Source organism: Lactobacillus intestinalis, assembly GCF_024397795.1.
GTDB classification, from domain to species: Bacteria; Bacillota; Bacilli; order Lactobacillales; family Lactobacillaceae; genus Lactobacillus; species Lactobacillus intestinalis.
Window position 1 is genome coordinate 1,616,702 of sequence record NZ_CP072983.1, and the last position, 18,291, is coordinate 1,634,992.

Consider the following 18,291-nt stretch of genomic DNA (forward strand, 5'->3'; position numbering starts at 1 on the left):
CTTTTAGTTTAAGTAGTTAGAATTGGTTATTAATTATTTGTCAGCCTTTTTTTCGACTTTCTTGTCTTTAGGTTCTTTAATTTCACCGTCTGCTACTTCTGCTGGAGCAACCAAGTCTAAGATTGATTTACCGTTCATGTACAAATGCTTCTTGTCAGCAGTAAATTCGATCTTTTTAGTTTCAGGTTCCTTCATGATCAACTTAGCGATTGGAGTTTGAAGATCTTGTTCTACAACTCTTCTAAGTGGACGAGCACCAAACTTCTTGTCATAACCTTTTTCAGCGATAACTTTCTTAGCTTGGTCTGATACAGTTACTTCTACGCCCTTCTTAGCTAACATGTGTGACATTCTCTTCAAGTAAATGTCAATAATCTTATCCATGTCTTTTTCATTTAATGAGTTGAATGGAACAATAGCGTCAAGACGGTTCAAGAATTCAGGTCTGAAGTAGTTTTCAAGAGCTGAGATCAACTTATCTTGGTCTACCTTGCCATCCTTCAAAAGCTTGTCTGAGAAACCAGCGTTTGAAGTCATGATCAAAATAGTATCCTTAAATGAAACAGTTCTACCTTGTGCGTCAGTTAAACGACCGTCATCCATAATTTGGAGAAGTGCGTTGAAGACTTGTGGGTTAGCTTTTTCAATTTCATCGAACAAGATTAAACTGTATGGTTGGTGACGAACCTTTTCAGTTAATTGACCACCTTCGCCATAACCAACGTAACCTGGAGCTGAACCAATTAACTTGTTAACAGCCATTTGGTCTTGGTATTCTGACATGTCAAGACGTACGAAGTGATCCTTGTTACCAAAGACGTTGATTGCTAATTGCTTAGCAAGTTCAGTCTTACCAACACCAGTAGGTCCAGTAAGAAGGAATGAACCAGTAGGTCTGTCGCTGTCTTTGAATACTTGCTTACGAGCAATAGCGTCAGTGATTACATCGATTGCCTTGTCTTGGTCAATAACTACGCTCTTTAATTTCTTAGCTAAGTCTAAGTTCTTTTGAGCTTCGTCAGCATGTAATTCACTCATTGGGATATTAGTCTTTTGTTCAATAATGCGGTAAATATCCTTAGCAGTTACAACTGGAGTTTCAACCTTGTCTACATGCTTTAATTCTTTTTGTAATTTGTCAATTTCTTTCTTGAGTTCAGCAGCCTTGTCATAGTCTTCTGCTTTAGCAGCTTCAGCCTTCTTAGCTTCAAGTGCATGAATGTGAGTTTGTAAACTTTCTTCATCTGCAGGTTCAACTAAGAGAGCCTTCTTAGCACCAGCTTCATCCATCAAGTCAATTGCCTTGTCTGGTAAGTAACGGTCTGGAATGTATCTTTCTGATAATTCAACAGCAAGTTTCAAAGCATCTTCATCATATTTTACATGGTGGAACTTTTCATACTTGTCCTTAAGACCTTCCAAAATCTTAATAGCAACTTGAATTGAAGGTTCTGGAACTTGAACAGGTTGGAATCTACGAGCAAGTGCTGGATCCTTTTCAATTCTTTGATATTCACTAGTAGTAGTGGCACCAATTAACTTAAGGTCACCACTTGCAAGTGCTGGTTTCAAAATGTTAGCAGCATCGCCATTGTTAGTTTCAGAGTCAGTAGAACCTGCACCAACAATGTTGTGTAATTCATCAATGAACAATACAATGTTAGGATCATTCTTAGCCTTGTCAATAACCTTCTTTAATCTTTCTTCAAAGCTACCACGAAGACTAGAACCTGCAACCATATCGTTAATGTTAACAGCGATAATGTGCATATCCTTCATCTTAGCTGGAACATTGCCTTCTGCAATTCTTTGTGCTAAACCTTCTACGATAGAAGTCTTACCAACACCAGCAGGTCCGATTAATACAGGATTGTTCTTCTTTCTTCTTGAAAGGATTTCAATTACATTGTCAATTTGTTCGTCACGGCCAATTACTGGGTCAAATTTGTTGCTCTTAGCTTGTTCTACTAAGTCCACACCAATTGGCTTTTCTTTTTGTCCTTGAGGAACTTGTTGCATAGTTTGTGGAGTTGCACCGCTCATATTGCTTGAGTAATGAATTGGAATTGAACCATTTGATTTTCCAAAATCATCATTAAAGAATGAACTGTTCAATTCGTTAAATAAGTTGTCGAAATCATTGTTAAAGTATGCCATATTCGCAAACACTCCCTACTTCAAATTGTATTTTTAGCACTCTAGTTAGTCGAGTGCTAAACCTTATATTTATAGTATAGCAAGTTTTCCACAGATTGCAAGTATTTTTTGAAAAGTTTTCCACAGATTTTTTATAGTTTGTTAAAGTTGTTGATTAAAACAAGTTAGATATTGTTGTGGCAAGACTTTAGACGCTTCACAAGCAACATGAAAAAACTCGTGTATACGCCAACAGTTTCTACACGTCAAGTGTACCACTGAATAACTAGAAAACAATATAAAAACACTCGAATATAAAAAGAGTCTGAGACCAATCTCAGACTCTTACTTATTTCTTCTTACTTTTCTTTATTCGTTTTTGATTAATATCATTTTTTGGAACTGGATTTGGAACTTTCTTCTGTAACAAATATTGCTTCATCACTTCAACCACTTGCTTATTCTGTGGCAAATCCGAGTGTCCTGCACCGGCCCCAGTTACCGTGATTTCCATAAAGCTCTTTACTTGATTTTGAAAAACATACTTAGCTGCAGCCACACTAGCTTCAGGAACAATTCCATCTGATTCATAACTTTCTCCACCAGTTAAAGAATAAACAATAAGCGATTTAGGAATTCGCTTCTTATATTTAATAAAATCACTCAACATCTGCGTTTTATGATTAATATTGCTTTCATTAAAATTAAACGGAGAGGCCAAGGTCATCAATCTTTTTATTTTAATTTCAGAATTATAATCTGCATAATAATGCTCTAGCCAATACGTCCACACTAGTCCTCCATTTGAGTGACCAAAAGCCTTAAAATTATTAAACTTGTAAGTTTGCGACACTTGATAAAACGCCATATCTAGCCATTGAGCTTGCTTTTTAATGTTATTATAGCCATCTTTATTATTCTCAAAACCAATCACAATAATTGGTTCATTATCTCCACGATTAATAGATCCAGAATAATGTAATTTGCCATCCGTACTTACTTTTACCTTTAAAACACTATGTGGATGCTGGGTATCTTTATTTAAGAGAGTAATTAAAGGATTAAATCTCTCAGTCGTTGCACTGGAGCCTGGAACCATTACAATTGGTGACACCAAAGATTTACGACGCTCTGCTCGATCATGGTTGGTCTTTTTCATCCAAGAATAGGCTGGAATGGATAAAGCCACCATAATTGCAAAAATTACAATCAACCATTTTATATTGGATTTATTTAGCATAACGATCCTCTTCCTCATCATAGACAGTTAACTTTTCTGCAATTCGCTGGCCAATTTGAATAACCGGAATCATCAACACTACATCTAAAGTAAACAGTAAAAGTGTAAAAATGAAAGTCGGCCAATTTCCATTAGATCCAAAAAAGGAAATCAAAATTCCTGGCGTCCCAGACAAAACAGGATATACACTTGGAGAAATTAATCGCAAACTTATTGCTCCAGCTGCAATAAGTTCATTCAAGGCAGGGATCAACAAACATGGCAATAAATAAATAGGATTTAATAAAATAGGTAGTCCAATAAATAGGCCGTTAGGAGATCCAAAAGCCACTGGCAGCAAGTTTGCTTTAGCTACCGCTTCAATTTCTCGATTATGAGTATAAATTAAGATTACAACTGTCAAAGCCAACACAATACTTGCATCTCCCATAATCCCATAAGAGTGAACCATTGAACTACCTAAGTATTTATATGGGACATCCTGAGCATTTCCATGACGAAGGGCATAATTCATATTCGCTAAAGCTGCCCCACTATTAGTAGAGGTGGTAAGTGAAGTAAGTGGATAACCAATTCCACCCCACCACAAAAATGATGTCAGCATTGTTAATAGAATGATTATCAACAAATTGTTTGAATTTTCTAAACTACTAATAATTGACTTAAAGTAATAAGTATCAAGAAGTCTAATTTTGAACAAATAGATAATTACCCCTAAAACTAGCCCCAAAGCTACCGAAGCAATTGTAGGCAAGAGGGCGTTCCAGGCTCGGTGTTGGATTCTTAAAACATGTTCAGTGCGTGAAGGGACATAATTTTTACCCAAAAAATGAAATACTTGACCCACAATATAGCCCACACACAAGGCGAGTAAGATTCCATTAATACTCAAAATTCTAGAATAAAAATTAGCCTGCATAGAGTTAGAGCGACTAAATTCACTTAAATATGAACAAAAAGTGATTACGATTACGGAAGCAATCCCCGCCATCGTAGAATCTTTTTTATATAATCTTGCGGTATAAACTGCCGAAAAATAAGCCGCATAAATTCCAAAAATCCCAAAAGTCACCTTGACCATTCCAGCACTAACAGCATTTCCAGCATTCCAAAATACATCTGGCATCGTATAATCAAAGTTAAAAATATTGTAAATCAAACTATCTGGTGAAAAGATACCATCTTTTAATAATTGAAAATAAGCTCCTATTGTTGCCACCGGCATCAGCATTACTAGTGTCCGTTGTACTACTCTAAAAAATGACCGTCTTCTCAGCCAAACAAATACTTGAGTCACTCTATCTATCATTTGTATTCTTTCCTTTTTTACATAATAAGTTTAATTATAGTACTGCAAAACTTAGAAAAATAGTCAATCCTTAGCAAAATGATATAATGTAGGTAAGTTATTTAGAGGTGAAATTATGGCACGGAAAAAAATTGAATTAAACGAAACAACACAAACATTAGTCACCAAATATATTGAAGATACTGGAATTGATTTTAATGAGCTCGCTAACAAAGCCCTTAAAGATTACATCGTAAATAAGCTTACCCCAAATGAAGTTAAAGCCGCTTTGAAAAATTCCGGCAAAGAACCATCTAAGTTTCTAGATGAAATCTTGCAAAACAATATCCATAAAGATTGGAATTTATAAGCAATAAAAAGCCCCTGAGGGGCTTTTTTAATTATTCCAATCCATCATTCGTTGTTGCGCTTCAGGATAAGCAGCCCGATCATGAGCTGCATCAGTAATAATTTTATCAACCACAACCAAATTATCCTTTTTAGTAAATAGAATTCTCATTCCTAATTCTTCATTTACCATTTCCCGGGAAATTCCCAATTTATCTATTTTCAGATGATCTAAGCCATGATCTATGAATGTTCTTTGTGCACCAGTTAATATATCGTACTTTTTCTTTGCTTGTGGGGAAAATCTTAATTCTATCATTTTTTCTCCCACCCATCTTTCTTATTGACTAAAGTTGCCTTTTTAGCTCGATCGCCTCTAACTTCTTCATCTGGATACGTCTTTTTCTTTTCTTTATCCATAAAAAACACCACCTTCTACCTAAATTATATAGAAAGCGGTGTTTATTTTATGTTTTTACACTTAAAAATATATTTTATTTAAGAAATTGATCTCCAGCAAGTTTACGATAGAAATTAGCCTTGGTTTGACGATAATATGGAGTAATCCAGATAAAGCCAATTCCAGCCGTTACAATTCCTAAAATTGCCCATCCAAGAAAACTCAAATCCAAAACAAATAAGTCAGTCTTGTGACCATCCATCAATTCACGACTCTTAGTAATAGCCTCAGTAGCTGTAGGTGTTTTGCCTGAGTCATATAAATCTTTCATAATGTATGGCGTCATGGAATAGGAATAAGATTTTACAATTCCAGGAATTACTAATAAGATGTACCATAACATCAAGAAAATCTCATACAATAAGTAGGTTAATAGAGTTGAGAGGAATTTACCTGCGGTAAAAGCAGAAAACATCCCTTTAAAGATATTCGGGGTTTCACCACTATCTCTAAATTTCAAGATAGTATAGGCTACACTCCACAATATCATCCCAATAAACAAACTTAAGATAATTGATAACAAGTTCCATCCCCAAGTAGAAAACGGATTTTGAACATAAGTGTAATAAAACGTGTCATGAATTGTTTTATAGATAACATCATATACTCGATCACGTCCAGTTTGAGCATAATTTACAATATCTTGGGCTATATAAATAATAATCGAAGCAACTAAGGATAAGGCCACAGCCCATAACCAGTTACCACGAAGCTGATTCTTTGCCTCTTGCTTTAATTCTGCTCTACTCATAATTTATCCTCCAAAAAATTATTCTCTCCCCTAATTCTAACCCAAAGTTCAATTTTTGCACTAAAAAAGCCTAATTCCACCAACACGGAACTAGGCTCACACAGTGTGTACCGTTACCTCTGACCACATATAGAAGATAACATTTTCGCTACCGGAGAAAATGACTACTACCAGTAACGGTACAAGAAGATTTTAGCATTCAAATTATTAAAAAACAACTCTTACATACTAAAAGAGCAAGGGCTTCCCTTGCTCTTCTTTAATCCATTGTTAGTAACATTGACATAATGCTCGTGACACGTTTTTTCATTTCTCTAAACTTACCACTAGTCGTATGATTATTTTGAATTACTATCATAGTTTGTGCATCCTTAGTCGAACGCATAAAGGTGTAATAACCTTCACCAGCACCATTTGCTACTTTAAATTGTGGTTTATTATAGAAACCACCATTGTAATAACTTGGAGCCTTTCCAGTAAACAAGATATCACGACTTTGTTTAGTCAATACATTACCTGTCAGGATATATTTAATTGTTTTTGCTAGATCATGGTTTGACATTACAATCGAACCTGCACCTAATTCATTATGGGCTGCCTTAACAGCTTTAGAATGCTTTACTCTTACAAATTCACCGTCGACATATTCATGCCCTGGCACCCAATTACTCTTTTTAAGTTTAGCCTTACTCGACCACAAGAATTCAGTATGCTTTAAATTCAGTGGCTGAATAAAGGTTTCTCTGAATAATTGCTCATAAGATTTATTCTCAAGCTGCGACATAATGCCACATAAGTAAACATAGTTCACAGAGGTATAATGCCATTTCCCAAGCATATTTTTATCAAAAACTGTGTATTTAACATCATGGTCAATATTCTTTTTATCAGAAATAAACTTCTTTGTGCCTAACTTTTTACCAGGTTGAATATCAAGTCCAGATGTCATATTCAATAAATTGCGAATCTTGACATACTCTGCACCAGGTACAGTAGGATAAAACTCACTTAAACTATCATCAAGTGAAAGCTTACCCTTTTCTACCTCACGCATTACCATCGTCGCAGTCATTGATTTTTGCACAGAATTGATCAAATAACTAGTGTCAGTCTTATTGTCAGTAGCATAATTTAACCATGGAATCCCATCTTTAATTACTAAAGCAGATCCCTTAATGCCCAGACGATGAATTGCCTGTCGCACTACTTGTCTTTTAAACGTTCTTTATTAGATAAATCTACTTTTTTAACGTTTGTTTTGTTTTGCCAATTCTTAGAGTAGTAGTAATTATTCAAATCATAATTATACTTACGGTTTGGCAATGCCATAAATGGTTTAACCGCTTGGTCTACTGCAATCCAACCATTCCAACCAAGGTGAATAGTATCTTGCATGAAGTACTTCTTAGCGCCATCCTTGGAAAGGTCAGCGATGTTTTCAAATCCTTGACTAGTCAATTGCTTTTCCATCTTAGCAACGGATTCTTGATACATTGATTGAGATAAACCAGTGTATTTAGCCCATTTTGCATTAATTGGTGGAATAATGAACAACACATTAGTGTGTTGCTTAGCAAATTGGTTAAGCATCAATTGGAAATCACCGTATTCAGGAGATTGAGTATAGTTAAAGTTTCGTTGACTACCCTTTAACTTCTTTAGCACCTTTTTAGAAAGACGCGTTCTGTAGAAAGTGTTGTCAATTCCCAAATTATTGGAATTAGTATGCATTTCTGCTTGTTCATCAGCGACTTTCTTCAAAGCTGCAACTGAATATTTATCAGGTAAAAGCTTAGCTCTTCGACGAATCTTTTGTACACGGTCACGAAGTTGGAATGAACTAAAGAAAGTATCTTCATTAGCTAACATTTGACGACGACCTTGTAACAAGAAACGATCCCAACTAGATAATTTTTTACCTGCCGCAATCTTCTTCAAGCCTGACTTGATAATTCCCGCCTTAATATCTGGCATATCAAGCAAACGTTGAGCTGCATAACGGTCCGCCTTATTGTTTTTAGCTTTGAGTAAAAACATAGTTGTTTGAAGCGGAGAGTAGTACAAGCTAAAGGCTTGAGGGTTTTGACCTTGTTTTGTAAACCATTGTGGTGAAATAATGACGACAGCTTTTCTATTCTTAAGTTGTTCACTAGTACCTTGCATTCCCACAAATTGAGCCAAGCTTTGACTACCTGGCCCACCAAGTAAGAATGGACGATAATTACGCTTGTACTTTTCAGCGATTACGCTTGGGTGAAGCGGGTCCATTCTGGATAATTCACTAGAACCATAAAATGGTACATAGCCATCTTCGTAGGCTTCTTGCTTCATTTTTACACCCTTGAAGACAGTAGTTGTCTGTGAATTAGCTGCTTGGAAAATAGAATCCTTTGAGAAAGTTCTTTCCCAGGGAATAAGGAATACTATGATCAGCAATATAAAAGCGCAAAGAACTGGGCCAAAAATTTGCCACAGCCGGCGTTTATTACTCATTTTCTAAGCTTTCCACCTTTGCCACAATCTTAGCTGGGGTATCCCATTCAGCACGGTTAAATTCTGAAACTGGAACATCAATATCGAACTTTTCTTGTAAACTTAAAAGCATTTGAACACTTGCCATTGAGTCAAGCAAACCATTGTCAAAAATGTTTTCGTCCATTTGATCTGACAAATCTTCACCAGTTAAATCGTTTAAAATGTCTAAAACTTCTGCTTTTGTATCCATAATTAAAAACCTCTATTCACTAAACTATATTTTATTGCCATCCGAACCATAATTGGCTAAGGAATCCGGAGAAAATCAAGAAACTGAAACATACTACATTGAAAGTTAAGAAAATAGCGAACCATTCCGTAAACTTGTTGTGTGGAATTTGTCCCTTGTGTTTCTTCTTGAATCTTAGCCATACATCATTGATACAGATCGCAGTGGCATGGAATATACCATACACAATATAATACCACGTAAGTCCGTGCCAGAATCCCATTATTAAGAATAATAGAAAATATGATACTTGTGACAATCTGATTCTATTCTTAAAGAGCTTTTTCTTCATTGCAAAGAAAGTAAAGCGCATGTAAATGTAGTCACGGAACCAGAATGAAAGTGTCATATGCCAACGATTCCAGAAATCTTTGATGTTTTTGGAAATAAATGGCTTATTAAAGTTCATTGGGGTATGAATGCCCATGAAGTAGGAAATTGACACTGCAAATAATGAATAACCTGCAAAGTCAAAGAACAAATACATACTGTAGCAGTACATATAAGCTACAACCCACCATGAAAGCTTCAAACCACCATTCGCATTTCCGGCAAGAAGTGCGGCTTGGCTGATCTTTGGAAGCCAATAAGTTCCAAAGAACCAACCAATTATAAATTTGTACAAGAATCCTTGGAATAAATATCTAACCGCAAATTGCAAGTCAGTAATGTACTCATCCCTACTTGGCGCTTTATCAAAGTCCTTTTTAAATCTACGATAACGATCAATAGGACCTGATGAAATTGTAGGGAAGAATAGCAAGAATCTTGCATAGGTGAGAGGATCAACCTTTTTAATTGCTCCGTCTCGCATTTCCATGATTACTTGAACATTCTTAAACGTAATGTAAGAAATACCTAAGAATCCAATAACGAATGGAATACTCTTAACTGGAAATGCAGTCAATACTTTAACTATTGAGAGGGGTATAATTGCCAAAATTACGGCTAAATAAAATACCCAAGTTTTATTCTCTTTTTGACGATAATTCTGATAAAAGAAAGTAATGGCAAATTCATATACTAAATAAACCAATAAATTTATTCCCTGTTGCCAGTGAGAACCATCAAAAATTAAGAACAAGAATACCAATGAAAAGATTGCTTCATAAGTCTTAAAACGTTTGCCGTGATAAAGACCAATGATCATTGGAATTAAAGCAATCATCAAATAGATGAAGTATTGTGGATTTGCATAAGGTTGTAAGTTAATGAAATTAAAATTCACTACTTATTAACCTCCTTAATGACAGCCTTAATATCCACTTTACCGTTTTGTGAAATTGGTAATGCATCCCGATATACATAACGCTGTGGAATCATATAAGGCATAACATTTTTAGCAAGATCTTCACGAATTAATTTAGTTAATTCCGCGTCTGAATACTTACGACGAACGCCGTCCTTTAATTCAATTTCAGCCACAATTTGCTTAACTGTATGGTCTTTATTGTATTTAGGTGCAGCGACACCGTAACGAACTAAATCGTTCTTAGTTAAATAGAAATTGATTTCTTCAAGTTCGATTCGGTAACCGTTAAATTTAATTTGGAAGTCAATTCTTCCACGATAAAAGAGCATATCGCCATCAAAGAATCCAGCATCCCCAGTACGATAACTTAAGTACTTATCGCCATCTTTCTTAAAGAAAGCAGCTTCGGTCTTTTCAGGATTATTCATATAACCCTTAGAAACACTAGGACCTTCAATGATAATTTCACCTTCACCTGGTTTATCACCTTTGGAAGTATCAATAGTAATTCTAGTGTCTTCCTTAGCTCTACCAATTGGTAAACGATCGTACTTTTCAAGAACTTCATCAGTAATTTCAACTTGAGTTACGGCAACTGTAGTTTCAGTAGGGCCATAAGTGTTGAAAATATGACTGTTAGGGAACTTCTTCTTAAGCATTGCTGCTTCACTGTGTGGTAATTCTTCTCCACAGAACAAGAAGTGAGTTAAATCTGGGTGATGTTCACCGTCAAAAGTTCTATCTAAGAAACACATTTGTGCAAATGATGGCGTAGATACCCAAACATTGAATTGAAGCTTAGGTAAGGTAGCAAACAATTGCGCAAAGTTTTGAGTTACATCGTGTGGTAAGACTACTAGTTTTCCCCCGGCAACAAGTGCGGGGTAAAGGCTCATTACTGATAAATCAAATGAATATGGAGCTTGAACCAAAAAACTAGGATTTTCAGGTAAATCAAAATCAGTCAATTCCCAGTTTACAAAGCTGAGTAAATTCTTATGACTAATTTGAACTCCCTTAGGCTTACCAGTAGTTCCTGAAGTAAAGATAATGTAGAAATTATCATCATCCTCAACGAAGTTCTTTTCGTCAATATCGTAATTTCCATCTTCAACTTCATCAGGCTTAACAACTTGAACGCCATTCAAATCAATATCTGGCAATTCATCAATTGCTAAAACTACTTCTGACTTAGACACCTCTTGAATCATGGTCAAACGCTCAGCGTTAGAATAACTAGCGATTGGAATATAAGCATGACCTGACTTAACACATCCTAAAAAGCTTGCAACCATTTCAAAGTTTTGGCCACCCCAAATCATGATTGGAGCTTTATCTGGAATATCCAAACTAGCAATCTTATGTGCCCAAGCATCTGAACGCTTTTTAAGATCACCGTATGTGTTAGTTTGACCAAGATAATCGTAAGCGATTCTATCTGGATCGCTTGTTGATATTTCGTCAATCTTCTTAATTACATCTTTAATCATCCAATAGCACCTACCTTAGAATTCGTTATAAATAAAGTGAACTGAGTTAAGACCACTGTATTCATACAAATAAATTAGAGCCATTAGGATAGCAAAGTAAATAATTGTCTTCAGAACAAACATTCCAACTTGCTTGCCCCGAGAGCCAACTTTTTGTTTTCTTTCCATATTTCTCCCTCAGTAACAATAGATTTACTTACGCCTATACTACTACAATGACTAGTAGCAAAAAGGCACTTACCTAATATTTTAACAAATTTAAACAATTAGCCAAAATACTATTAACATTAATCTCTTTACTAAAAGCGCTTTACATACTCTGCTTCCGGCAATTATAGTATGCAAAGCAAAGTGGAATAAAGATGACAAATGAGACAAAAATGATTGCAAAAATCATTAACTTCATTATATTTCCAGCTTTTGTCCAACGACTACTTTTAGCTGTCGATAGTAAATATACCGCAAAAATGACAATTATAACCAATTCAGCTAAAAATATATAAGAATATGGTGCGCTAGAGTTCTGCAACATTGCTAAATATACGCTTGCCGGCAATAAACAGAACCAGCCTGAAAAGCGCAACCAAAAAAGACGTCTTTTGTTGTACTTTTGAATTTCCATAATTCCTTCCTTCTTTAATTACCAAATAATGCATTAATATTTAAGGATAATATTCTATCCATAATCATTATGTGAGGCTTAGCATAAATTTTAGAACCAGATTCAAAAATACACAATAGCTGACCCTTATATGCGGTAATTTGTTCCAAATATGGCGGCATATCGATCACCAGCTCCGCATTCTTTTCATCAAGAGCATTTAATGCGGATGTTGGGAAAATATAAAGTTTGGAATCTCCACTTCCATAAGATTGACTAAGGAAGATTTTATTGTCATAAATAGCCAATCCTTGAATCTGTTTATCCATAGAGGTTTCACCACTAGGGTCGGACCATTCGACGGCCCCCGTCACGGCTCTAATTTCATTATTAGTAATTGAGCCCTTATTTTTTCCACTGCGAGCAATTGAGTAAGCTGCAACTCGACCGTGACCATACATATTAAAAAATCCCACAAATAATTGATCATCATAATAAGTTACAGCAGATGCTCTTTCCATACTAGGAATTGAAATTTGATTATTGTATTCAATAGGAAGATGCTCATTTTCTTTATATTTTTCTAGAGTTTTCAACGTAAATGACATCAAAGCGGAACTATCACCAAGCGACCCGGTTACCCAAATATTCTTCGCAACTGGGTCATAGGCAATTCCCCCTAAGTGGGGTTTTCCTTTAACCTGAACTGTTTTGATATATTTACCCGTTTTTTTATCTAAAACATAAATAACTGAAGCATGCTTATGTGCACCATCATAAGCGGTAATCAAGATGTACTTTCCAGCAACCGTAATTCCTTGTGGCGTCATGCTATCGGCAGTATCCCACTTTTTAGTTTCAAAATTATAGCTTTTAGTTGAAACGAGGCCTGGAATAACTGCATCTTTTCCATCCCAAGTTCTTGGTGGAACATAATTAGCCGTCTTATTGATAAAAGAATAGCGCTGACGCAGTTCTTTTTGATATGCAGGTAGTTTATGCCAAGCGGCATTGGTATTAGTACCATCTTTTGCTTTGACTACCGTGGGGCGTGTTTTTTGTAATTCCTGGTTTTGCCACCATTGATAACCATAATAACCTCCTACTCCAATCCCTGACACGACGAGCAATATTAAGAATAAGCGAAACAAAATTTTGCCTATTTTCTTCAAGACAACTTTCTTCCTCTCTAGTTATTCCAATACTTTCAATACATTATACGCAAAAATAATAGAGACGTGCGATGCTAGTTAAATTATTTTAAGTAATGAAAAAGTCAAATCTCGTTAGATTCGACTTCCATACGTAATATTAAAAAGTATCTGGCTAGAGTGAATTGCCTTTGACTTATAACAATTTTACTTAAAAAGCTGATGCATTACATCTTCGAATTCAAACTTCGTAACATATTGATGTGTACAAAAAATGCTCATATTACTAGATGGAGTAATCTTATCTCTATACTTTTTTTCTTTAGCCAAATGGCGAGCTCTACCTTCAATTAATTTTTCAAAATCTAAAATAATATTATTCATGATATAATTTTCCTTTTCTTATTCCAATGGTAACCAATTAAATTCATCAGATTGATCCAATGATCTAAGCAAAGTTAACAATCCTGCACTTCCATACGAAAAATTAAGGCTTAACTTATAACCATATTTCCCAGGCAATAAGATTTCATTATCATTAGAAACTAAATATTGATTTAAAGCTTCTAATGAATAATTTAACATAGTAGAATCGCCATCCATAGCCAATGCATTAGCTAAAGGGATCACTCCACTATAACCAGACATTAATGTTTCCATATATGTGCAATAAGTGAAGCAGGTCTTTTTTAATTTTTCAAATGACGGCTGATACTTTTGCTTAAACAGGTTATCTTCTCTCATATACTTATGCATTAACAACGCTAAACCAAAAGTTCCATTTTCTAAATACGGTATTAATCTTTCAAACCCACGAGATTTATCAGTAACTACTAAATTAATTTCTCCTTCAGAATGTTTCTGCAAAATATACGTAATTATTTCTTCTGCCTTTTTATTTTCCCCCAGACGCCAAAATAAATAACTGACACCTCCCCAACCTGTTAATAGACCCACATCTTCATCTTCAAAATCACTAAAATTCACACTCTCCCATCTTGATAAGAGCAGATCTGTAATTTTTTTAGTTATTTCGGGATATCTGTTTCTTAATATGAATGCTATACCGCTTAATCCTGTGGCCAAGGAATTATCTTCAATAGTTAAATCAACCTTTTTTGAAATAAGGTCTAACAATTGATCAGCCAAATCATTATAATTTAGCTTTTCTAAAACTTGGGCTAATCCACCGATTCCATTAAATAATCCCAATACGTTAGTTTTTCTGGAAATATCGATAATATTATCTTGATTTTCTTTAATCCACTTATTAAGACTTTGATCATCCTTATCGTCAATACCCCATAGAACACCTGCAGCTCCTGTAGACAAATTTAATAAATTTATTGGATCATCATTCTTATCAACTAATCCTGGAACTAGTGCTAATTTATTAAAGTTTAAATGATTTAAAATTCCTTTGGTCAATCCTGATTTAAAATAATTAACTGTAGGTCTATTTAAGTCTTTAGAAGGTATTGTCATAAAGTTTTTGAAAAAGATAGGCTCTTGCTCATCAACATTAATATCAAAGTTTCTTAAAAAACTAACCACATCTTTGCCAAAATAATCACTAATCCATTCACGGTGTTTAGCAATTATATTGGGAGCAATATCTGCTACTGGAATGATTGGCAAAAATAGGTAATATGCTATTCGCATTAAAGCAAAGTTATCTGCTTCACCAAATGTTTTTACTCCCGTAGATACAAAGCCTGCAGTTGTTAATCCAGGAATATATTTTTGATCAATCAAACCTGCATTTTCAAAATCAATTAACCTAACAACTCCCTCATCAGTAATTAAGATATTGCTCAAAGAAAGATCTCCAATAGCAATCCCGTGACTATGAATTTCCTCTATAATTCTTTTTAGTTGTTGCAAAATATCTTTGACTTTCACTTTATATTTATTTCTCTTTTTAGCATCCTCCAGAATAAATGGAAAGTCAGTCGGCAATAATTCTTCTAAGCTTCGTCCTTCAATATATTCTTCCACCAAAAAATGATGTCGCCATGAAGTAAAATCAGCATAACAATTGACTACAGCAGAAATATCTCTCAATTTTTTTAAAATTATTGCTTCATTCTTTACCCTTGTAAAGCCATCTTTTTGATTAGCATCTAGACCTGCGTGCTGTCGACCTTCTTTTAAAACAACTTTTTTATCATCTTTCAAAGCTAAGTAAACCCCACCGGCATTACTAAAATGCAAAGCAGACCTCACCTTATATTTCGATAAGGGTAAAAAAGTACGAGAATCTGGAAAAACATTCTTTTTAAAAAAAGGAGGATCGGAAACAAAATTAGGTTTTTGATAATATGGTAATCTCTTATCTTCATGCTTCTTCCCATTTGAATCATAAATAGCAGGTATCTTTTTCCCATCCTTAGATACAATATAGATTGGTTTAAAACCCCCATATCGAAAATAAACATTGCTTTCTTGCCAATTTTGATCACTTAAGATATAAGGTCCTAAATCGAAATGCATAGTTAACTTTTTTAGCATTTGCAATAAATATTCAAATTCATCATTATTTCTTGGATAAATAGTGATAAATTTTCCGCTTTCACTCCGATCAGCATATTTGGAATTTGAATACACCAGCTGTTCTAGACTAGATACAAATTTGAAAGAAACTCTTTCTCTAATTAACCATGGAGCCACAATATCCAGCATTTCCTGAGCCTGATGTATTGTTGCACTAAGATGTATTTTCCATCCTTGTGTTGGTAAATTATGAGATTGATAAATCATATAGTGCCAATACTCAGTGTTTTCATTTACCCATTGAGAATTAACTTTTTCTTTTACAACAAAATATGATTTTTTTATTTCAAGCTTATTAGTATAAAATAAGCTATTTTTATTTCTAGCTGCATTCAAATACATTACTTGTTCTTCTAACATTTTCTACTCATCTCTTTTCCTTAAGCTGCTGCTCATGTACATAACGCCGATAGTCTGATACTTTTTCAAGTAACTCACCATGCGTACCACTGGCAACAATAGTCTTATTTTTAAGAAAATAAATCCTGTCACTATTTGCTATAGTTGACAGTCTATGAGCTATCGTAATAATGCCACAATGTTTAGTTTGAGTTAATTTATCTAATGCCGTCATTATTACTTTTTCTGTATCTGAATCTAAATTAGAAGTTGCTTCATCTAAAATCAAAAATTTAAAATCTCGTAAATAGGCACGAGCAATTTGAAGACGTTGGCGTTGACCTCCTGAAAGTTGTGCGCCTTCTTCACCAATCGAATTATCCAAACAATTAGGTAATTGAGAAACATAATCTTTTAATTGCACTATTGCCAAAGCGTCCCATAATTCTTGATCCGTAACTTTTCTATTTAACCCCAAAGTTAAATTAGTACGAATATTACCAGATAAAATGGAATTTTCTTGCAAGACGACACTAAAAAAGCCTCTCCACTGTTCTAAGCTAAAGTCTAAATAGGACTTATCATTTAAATTGATTTTTCCTTTATTAATTGGATACAAGCGAGTAATTATGTTAACCAAAGTACTCTTTCCAGCTCCTGTCGCCCCAACTAAGGCTATTTTTTCATTGCTATGAGCCTCTAAGTTAATATTTTCCAATATTGGAATTGAATTATATGCAAAATCAACATTCTGAAGTTGCAACCAATCAAAATCGTAAGATGCCTTAATTGTTTTAGGAGATGAACTGAGCTCTTCTTCAGGCGTTTTACTTATAATTTCTCTTATCTTTTGAGTAGCCCCCATCATTTGCTTTTTATCAGAATAAAACATGGCAACTTCATTAATTGGACCAATAACTTGAAAGAAATACATCATAAAGGCGCCCAATGTACCTGTTGAAAGATCTCCTGTTTTAACTCTAATAGCACCATAAAGCACAATTAATAATATTAAGCAAAAAGAAAGCATTGACTGGAGTGGGCCGATAACAGCGGATATTCGATCAGATTTAAGTGACAAATTAAATAAATTATTTATTTCAGCTACAATCTTATTAACTAAATCGTTTTCTGCCTTATTTAATTTAATTGTCTTTATATTCTTAATTCCTTCACTGGTTATTCCTGTCAAAGCACCTAAGCTATTTTGTGTTTGATTTGCTATTTTTTCATTAATTTTTCCCAACGGGATAGTCACTGCTGCATCAATTGGAAACACCAATAACATTAAGAGGGTTAATTTCCAATCCAAAAAAAGAGCTATAATTACTGTTCCAAGAATAGTAATTATTCCTGTAACTGTAGTAGGGATTGTTGCGGTTAAGAAATTTCTTAGTATATTTACATCATTAATAATTCTACTAGTTAAATTCCCACTGATTTGTTGATCAAAATATTGCTGTGGTAGTTGAAATACCTTTTTCTGTAACAGCAACCGCATCCGACGAACCTGTCTGTCACCTTCACTACTAATTAAGTAATCACTTGTAGTACTTATCACTAGATTAAAAATTATAATAGCTAGACCTAGAATTAAAACTTTTTCTGAAATCCCAGACCAAATAAATCTCTTCAGATTAATAAATTGACGAACAAGTAAAGGAATATACAGGTTTAATAAACTAGCAATTATACTTAATAGAATACCGAGAATTAAACGGGGTGTGAGTTTCAAAAGTTTCATTTTACAAGTGATTGTGACTCTTTGGACACATAATACTAATATGACTGTTGGGTTTTTCCCAATTCCACTTTTCATTAGTTGGCTTATTCAACTTTTTAAAAGCATCAACTAATTCTTTTTCCATCATTAAAATATAATTTTCCATATTTTCCACACTTCCTATCTAGTAAAAAA

The 18,291-nt window shown here is 34.4% G+C and carries 18 protein-coding genes; 1 reads left to right on the forward strand and 17 read right to left on the reverse strand.

Going from position 1 to position 18,291, the window contains the following annotated elements; translation table 11 throughout:
* Window positions 1-33: 33 nt before the first annotated feature.
* The 3 genes from KBW87_RS07665 to KBW87_RS07675 all read right to left on the reverse strand — a co-directional run bounded on the left by KBW87_RS07665 (window position 34) and on the right by KBW87_RS07675 (window position 4,685).
* Window positions 34-2,157 (reverse strand): ATP-dependent Clp protease ATP-binding subunit, encoded by a 2,124-nt coding sequence (locus KBW87_RS07665; RefSeq protein ID WP_057808978.1) that lies wholly within the window; start codon window positions 2,155-2,157, stop codon window positions 34-36.
* A 328-nt stretch (window positions 2,158-2,485) separates the two neighbouring features.
* Window positions 2,486-3,376 carry an alpha/beta hydrolase gene (locus KBW87_RS07670; RefSeq protein ID WP_157055104.1) on the reverse strand — a complete coding sequence of 297 codons (891 nt, stop codon included), beginning with the start codon at window positions 3,374-3,376 and terminating at the stop codon, window positions 2,486-2,488.
* A complete protein-coding gene (locus tag KBW87_RS07675) occupies window positions 3,366-4,685 on the reverse strand; it encodes a PTS sugar transporter subunit IIC (protein ID WP_057808983.1) in 1,320 nt (439 codons plus the stop codon). Before KBW87_RS07675 ends, KBW87_RS07670 begins: the two co-directional genes overlap by 11 nt.
* 115 nt (window positions 4,686-4,800) lie before the next feature.
* Here KBW87_RS07675 and KBW87_RS07680 point away from each other — a divergent pair, with 115 nt between their 5' ends.
* Window positions 4,801-5,034, forward strand: coding sequence for a hypothetical protein (locus KBW87_RS07680; protein WP_004040025.1), 234 nt, complete (start codon window positions 4,801-4,803; stop codon window positions 5,032-5,034).
* 27 nt (window positions 5,035-5,061) lie between these two features.
* Here KBW87_RS07680 and KBW87_RS07685 read toward each other — a convergent pair whose 3' ends face one another.
* The 14 genes from KBW87_RS07685 to KBW87_RS07750 all read right to left on the reverse strand — a co-directional run bounded on the left by KBW87_RS07685 (window position 5,062) and on the right by KBW87_RS07750 (window position 18,262).
* Window positions 5,062-5,331, reverse strand: a complete 270-nt coding sequence (locus KBW87_RS07685; protein WP_057808985.1) for a hypothetical protein — start codon at window positions 5,329-5,331, stop codon at window positions 5,062-5,064.
* Window positions 5,332-5,506: 175 nt separating this feature from the next.
* Window positions 5,507-6,223 carry a DUF975 family protein gene (locus KBW87_RS07690; RefSeq protein ID WP_057808987.1) on the reverse strand — a complete coding sequence of 239 codons (717 nt, stop codon included), beginning with the start codon at window positions 6,221-6,223 and terminating at the stop codon, window positions 5,507-5,509.
* A 259-nt stretch (window positions 6,224-6,482) separates the two neighbouring features.
* Window positions 6,483-7,427, reverse strand: a complete 945-nt coding sequence (locus KBW87_RS07695) for a serine hydrolase domain-containing protein (protein WP_057808989.1) — start codon at window positions 7,425-7,427, stop codon at window positions 6,483-6,485.
* Window positions 7,427-8,716: a D-alanyl-lipoteichoic acid biosynthesis protein DltD gene (dltD, locus tag KBW87_RS07700; RefSeq protein WP_057808991.1), complete on the reverse strand. Its 1,290-nt coding sequence runs from the start codon at window positions 8,714-8,716 to the stop codon at window positions 7,427-7,429. The genes KBW87_RS07695 and dltD overlap by 1 nt, the downstream gene beginning before the upstream one ends.
* Window positions 8,709-8,948: a D-alanine--poly(phosphoribitol) ligase subunit DltC gene (gene dltC / locus KBW87_RS07705; RefSeq protein WP_004040012.1), complete on the reverse strand. Its 240-nt coding sequence runs from the start codon at window positions 8,946-8,948 to the stop codon at window positions 8,709-8,711. Before dltC ends, dltD begins: the two co-directional genes overlap by 8 nt.
* A 31-nt stretch (window positions 8,949-8,979) precedes the next feature.
* The gene (dltB, locus tag KBW87_RS07710; protein ID WP_057808993.1) at window positions 8,980-10,215 is read right to left on the reverse strand and encodes a D-alanyl-lipoteichoic acid biosynthesis protein DltB; all 1,236 of its coding nucleotides are present in this window, start codon (window positions 10,213-10,215) and stop codon (window positions 8,980-8,982) included.
* The gene (dltA, locus tag KBW87_RS07715) at window positions 10,215-11,729 is read right to left on the reverse strand and encodes a D-alanine--poly(phosphoribitol) ligase subunit DltA (RefSeq protein WP_057808995.1); all 1,515 of its coding nucleotides are present in this window, start codon (window positions 11,727-11,729) and stop codon (window positions 10,215-10,217) included. The genes dltB and dltA overlap by 1 nt, the downstream gene beginning before the upstream one ends.
* Window positions 11,730-11,744: 15 nt before the next feature.
* Window positions 11,745-11,897 carry a teichoic acid D-Ala incorporation-associated protein DltX gene (locus KBW87_RS07720; RefSeq protein ID WP_057808997.1) on the reverse strand — a complete coding sequence of 51 codons (153 nt, stop codon included), beginning with the start codon at window positions 11,895-11,897 and terminating at the stop codon, window positions 11,745-11,747.
* A gap of 142 nt (window positions 11,898-12,039) precedes the next feature.
* On the reverse strand, window positions 12,040-12,351 hold the full coding sequence (locus KBW87_RS07725; RefSeq protein WP_083478830.1) for a hypothetical protein: 312 nt from the start codon (window positions 12,349-12,351) through the stop codon (window positions 12,040-12,042).
* A gap of 14 nt (window positions 12,352-12,365) precedes the next feature.
* Window positions 12,366-13,502 carry a YncE family protein gene (locus KBW87_RS07730; RefSeq protein WP_057808999.1) on the reverse strand — a complete coding sequence of 379 codons (1,137 nt, stop codon included), beginning with the start codon at window positions 13,500-13,502 and terminating at the stop codon, window positions 12,366-12,368.
* 186 nt (window positions 13,503-13,688) lie between these two features.
* Window positions 13,689-13,865 carry a hypothetical protein gene (locus tag KBW87_RS07735; RefSeq protein WP_170207455.1) on the reverse strand — a complete coding sequence of 59 codons (177 nt, stop codon included), beginning with the start codon at window positions 13,863-13,865 and terminating at the stop codon, window positions 13,689-13,691.
* 18 nt (window positions 13,866-13,883) lie between these two features.
* The gene (gene lanKC, locus KBW87_RS07740; RefSeq protein ID WP_057809001.1) at window positions 13,884-16,394 is read right to left on the reverse strand and encodes a class III lanthionine synthetase LanKC; all 2,511 of its coding nucleotides are present in this window, start codon (window positions 16,392-16,394) and stop codon (window positions 13,884-13,886) included.
* A gap of 7 nt (window positions 16,395-16,401) precedes the next feature.
* Complete coding sequence (locus tag KBW87_RS07745) at window positions 16,402-18,117, reverse strand: ABC transporter ATP-binding protein (RefSeq protein ID WP_057809003.1); 1,716 nt, start codon at window positions 18,115-18,117, stop codon at window positions 16,402-16,404.
* 1 nt (window position 18,118) lies between these two features.
* On the reverse strand, window positions 18,119-18,262 hold the full coding sequence (locus KBW87_RS07750; RefSeq protein WP_170207456.1) for a hypothetical protein: 144 nt from the start codon (window positions 18,260-18,262) through the stop codon (window positions 18,119-18,121).
* Between the last annotated feature and the right edge of the window lie 29 nt (window positions 18,263-18,291).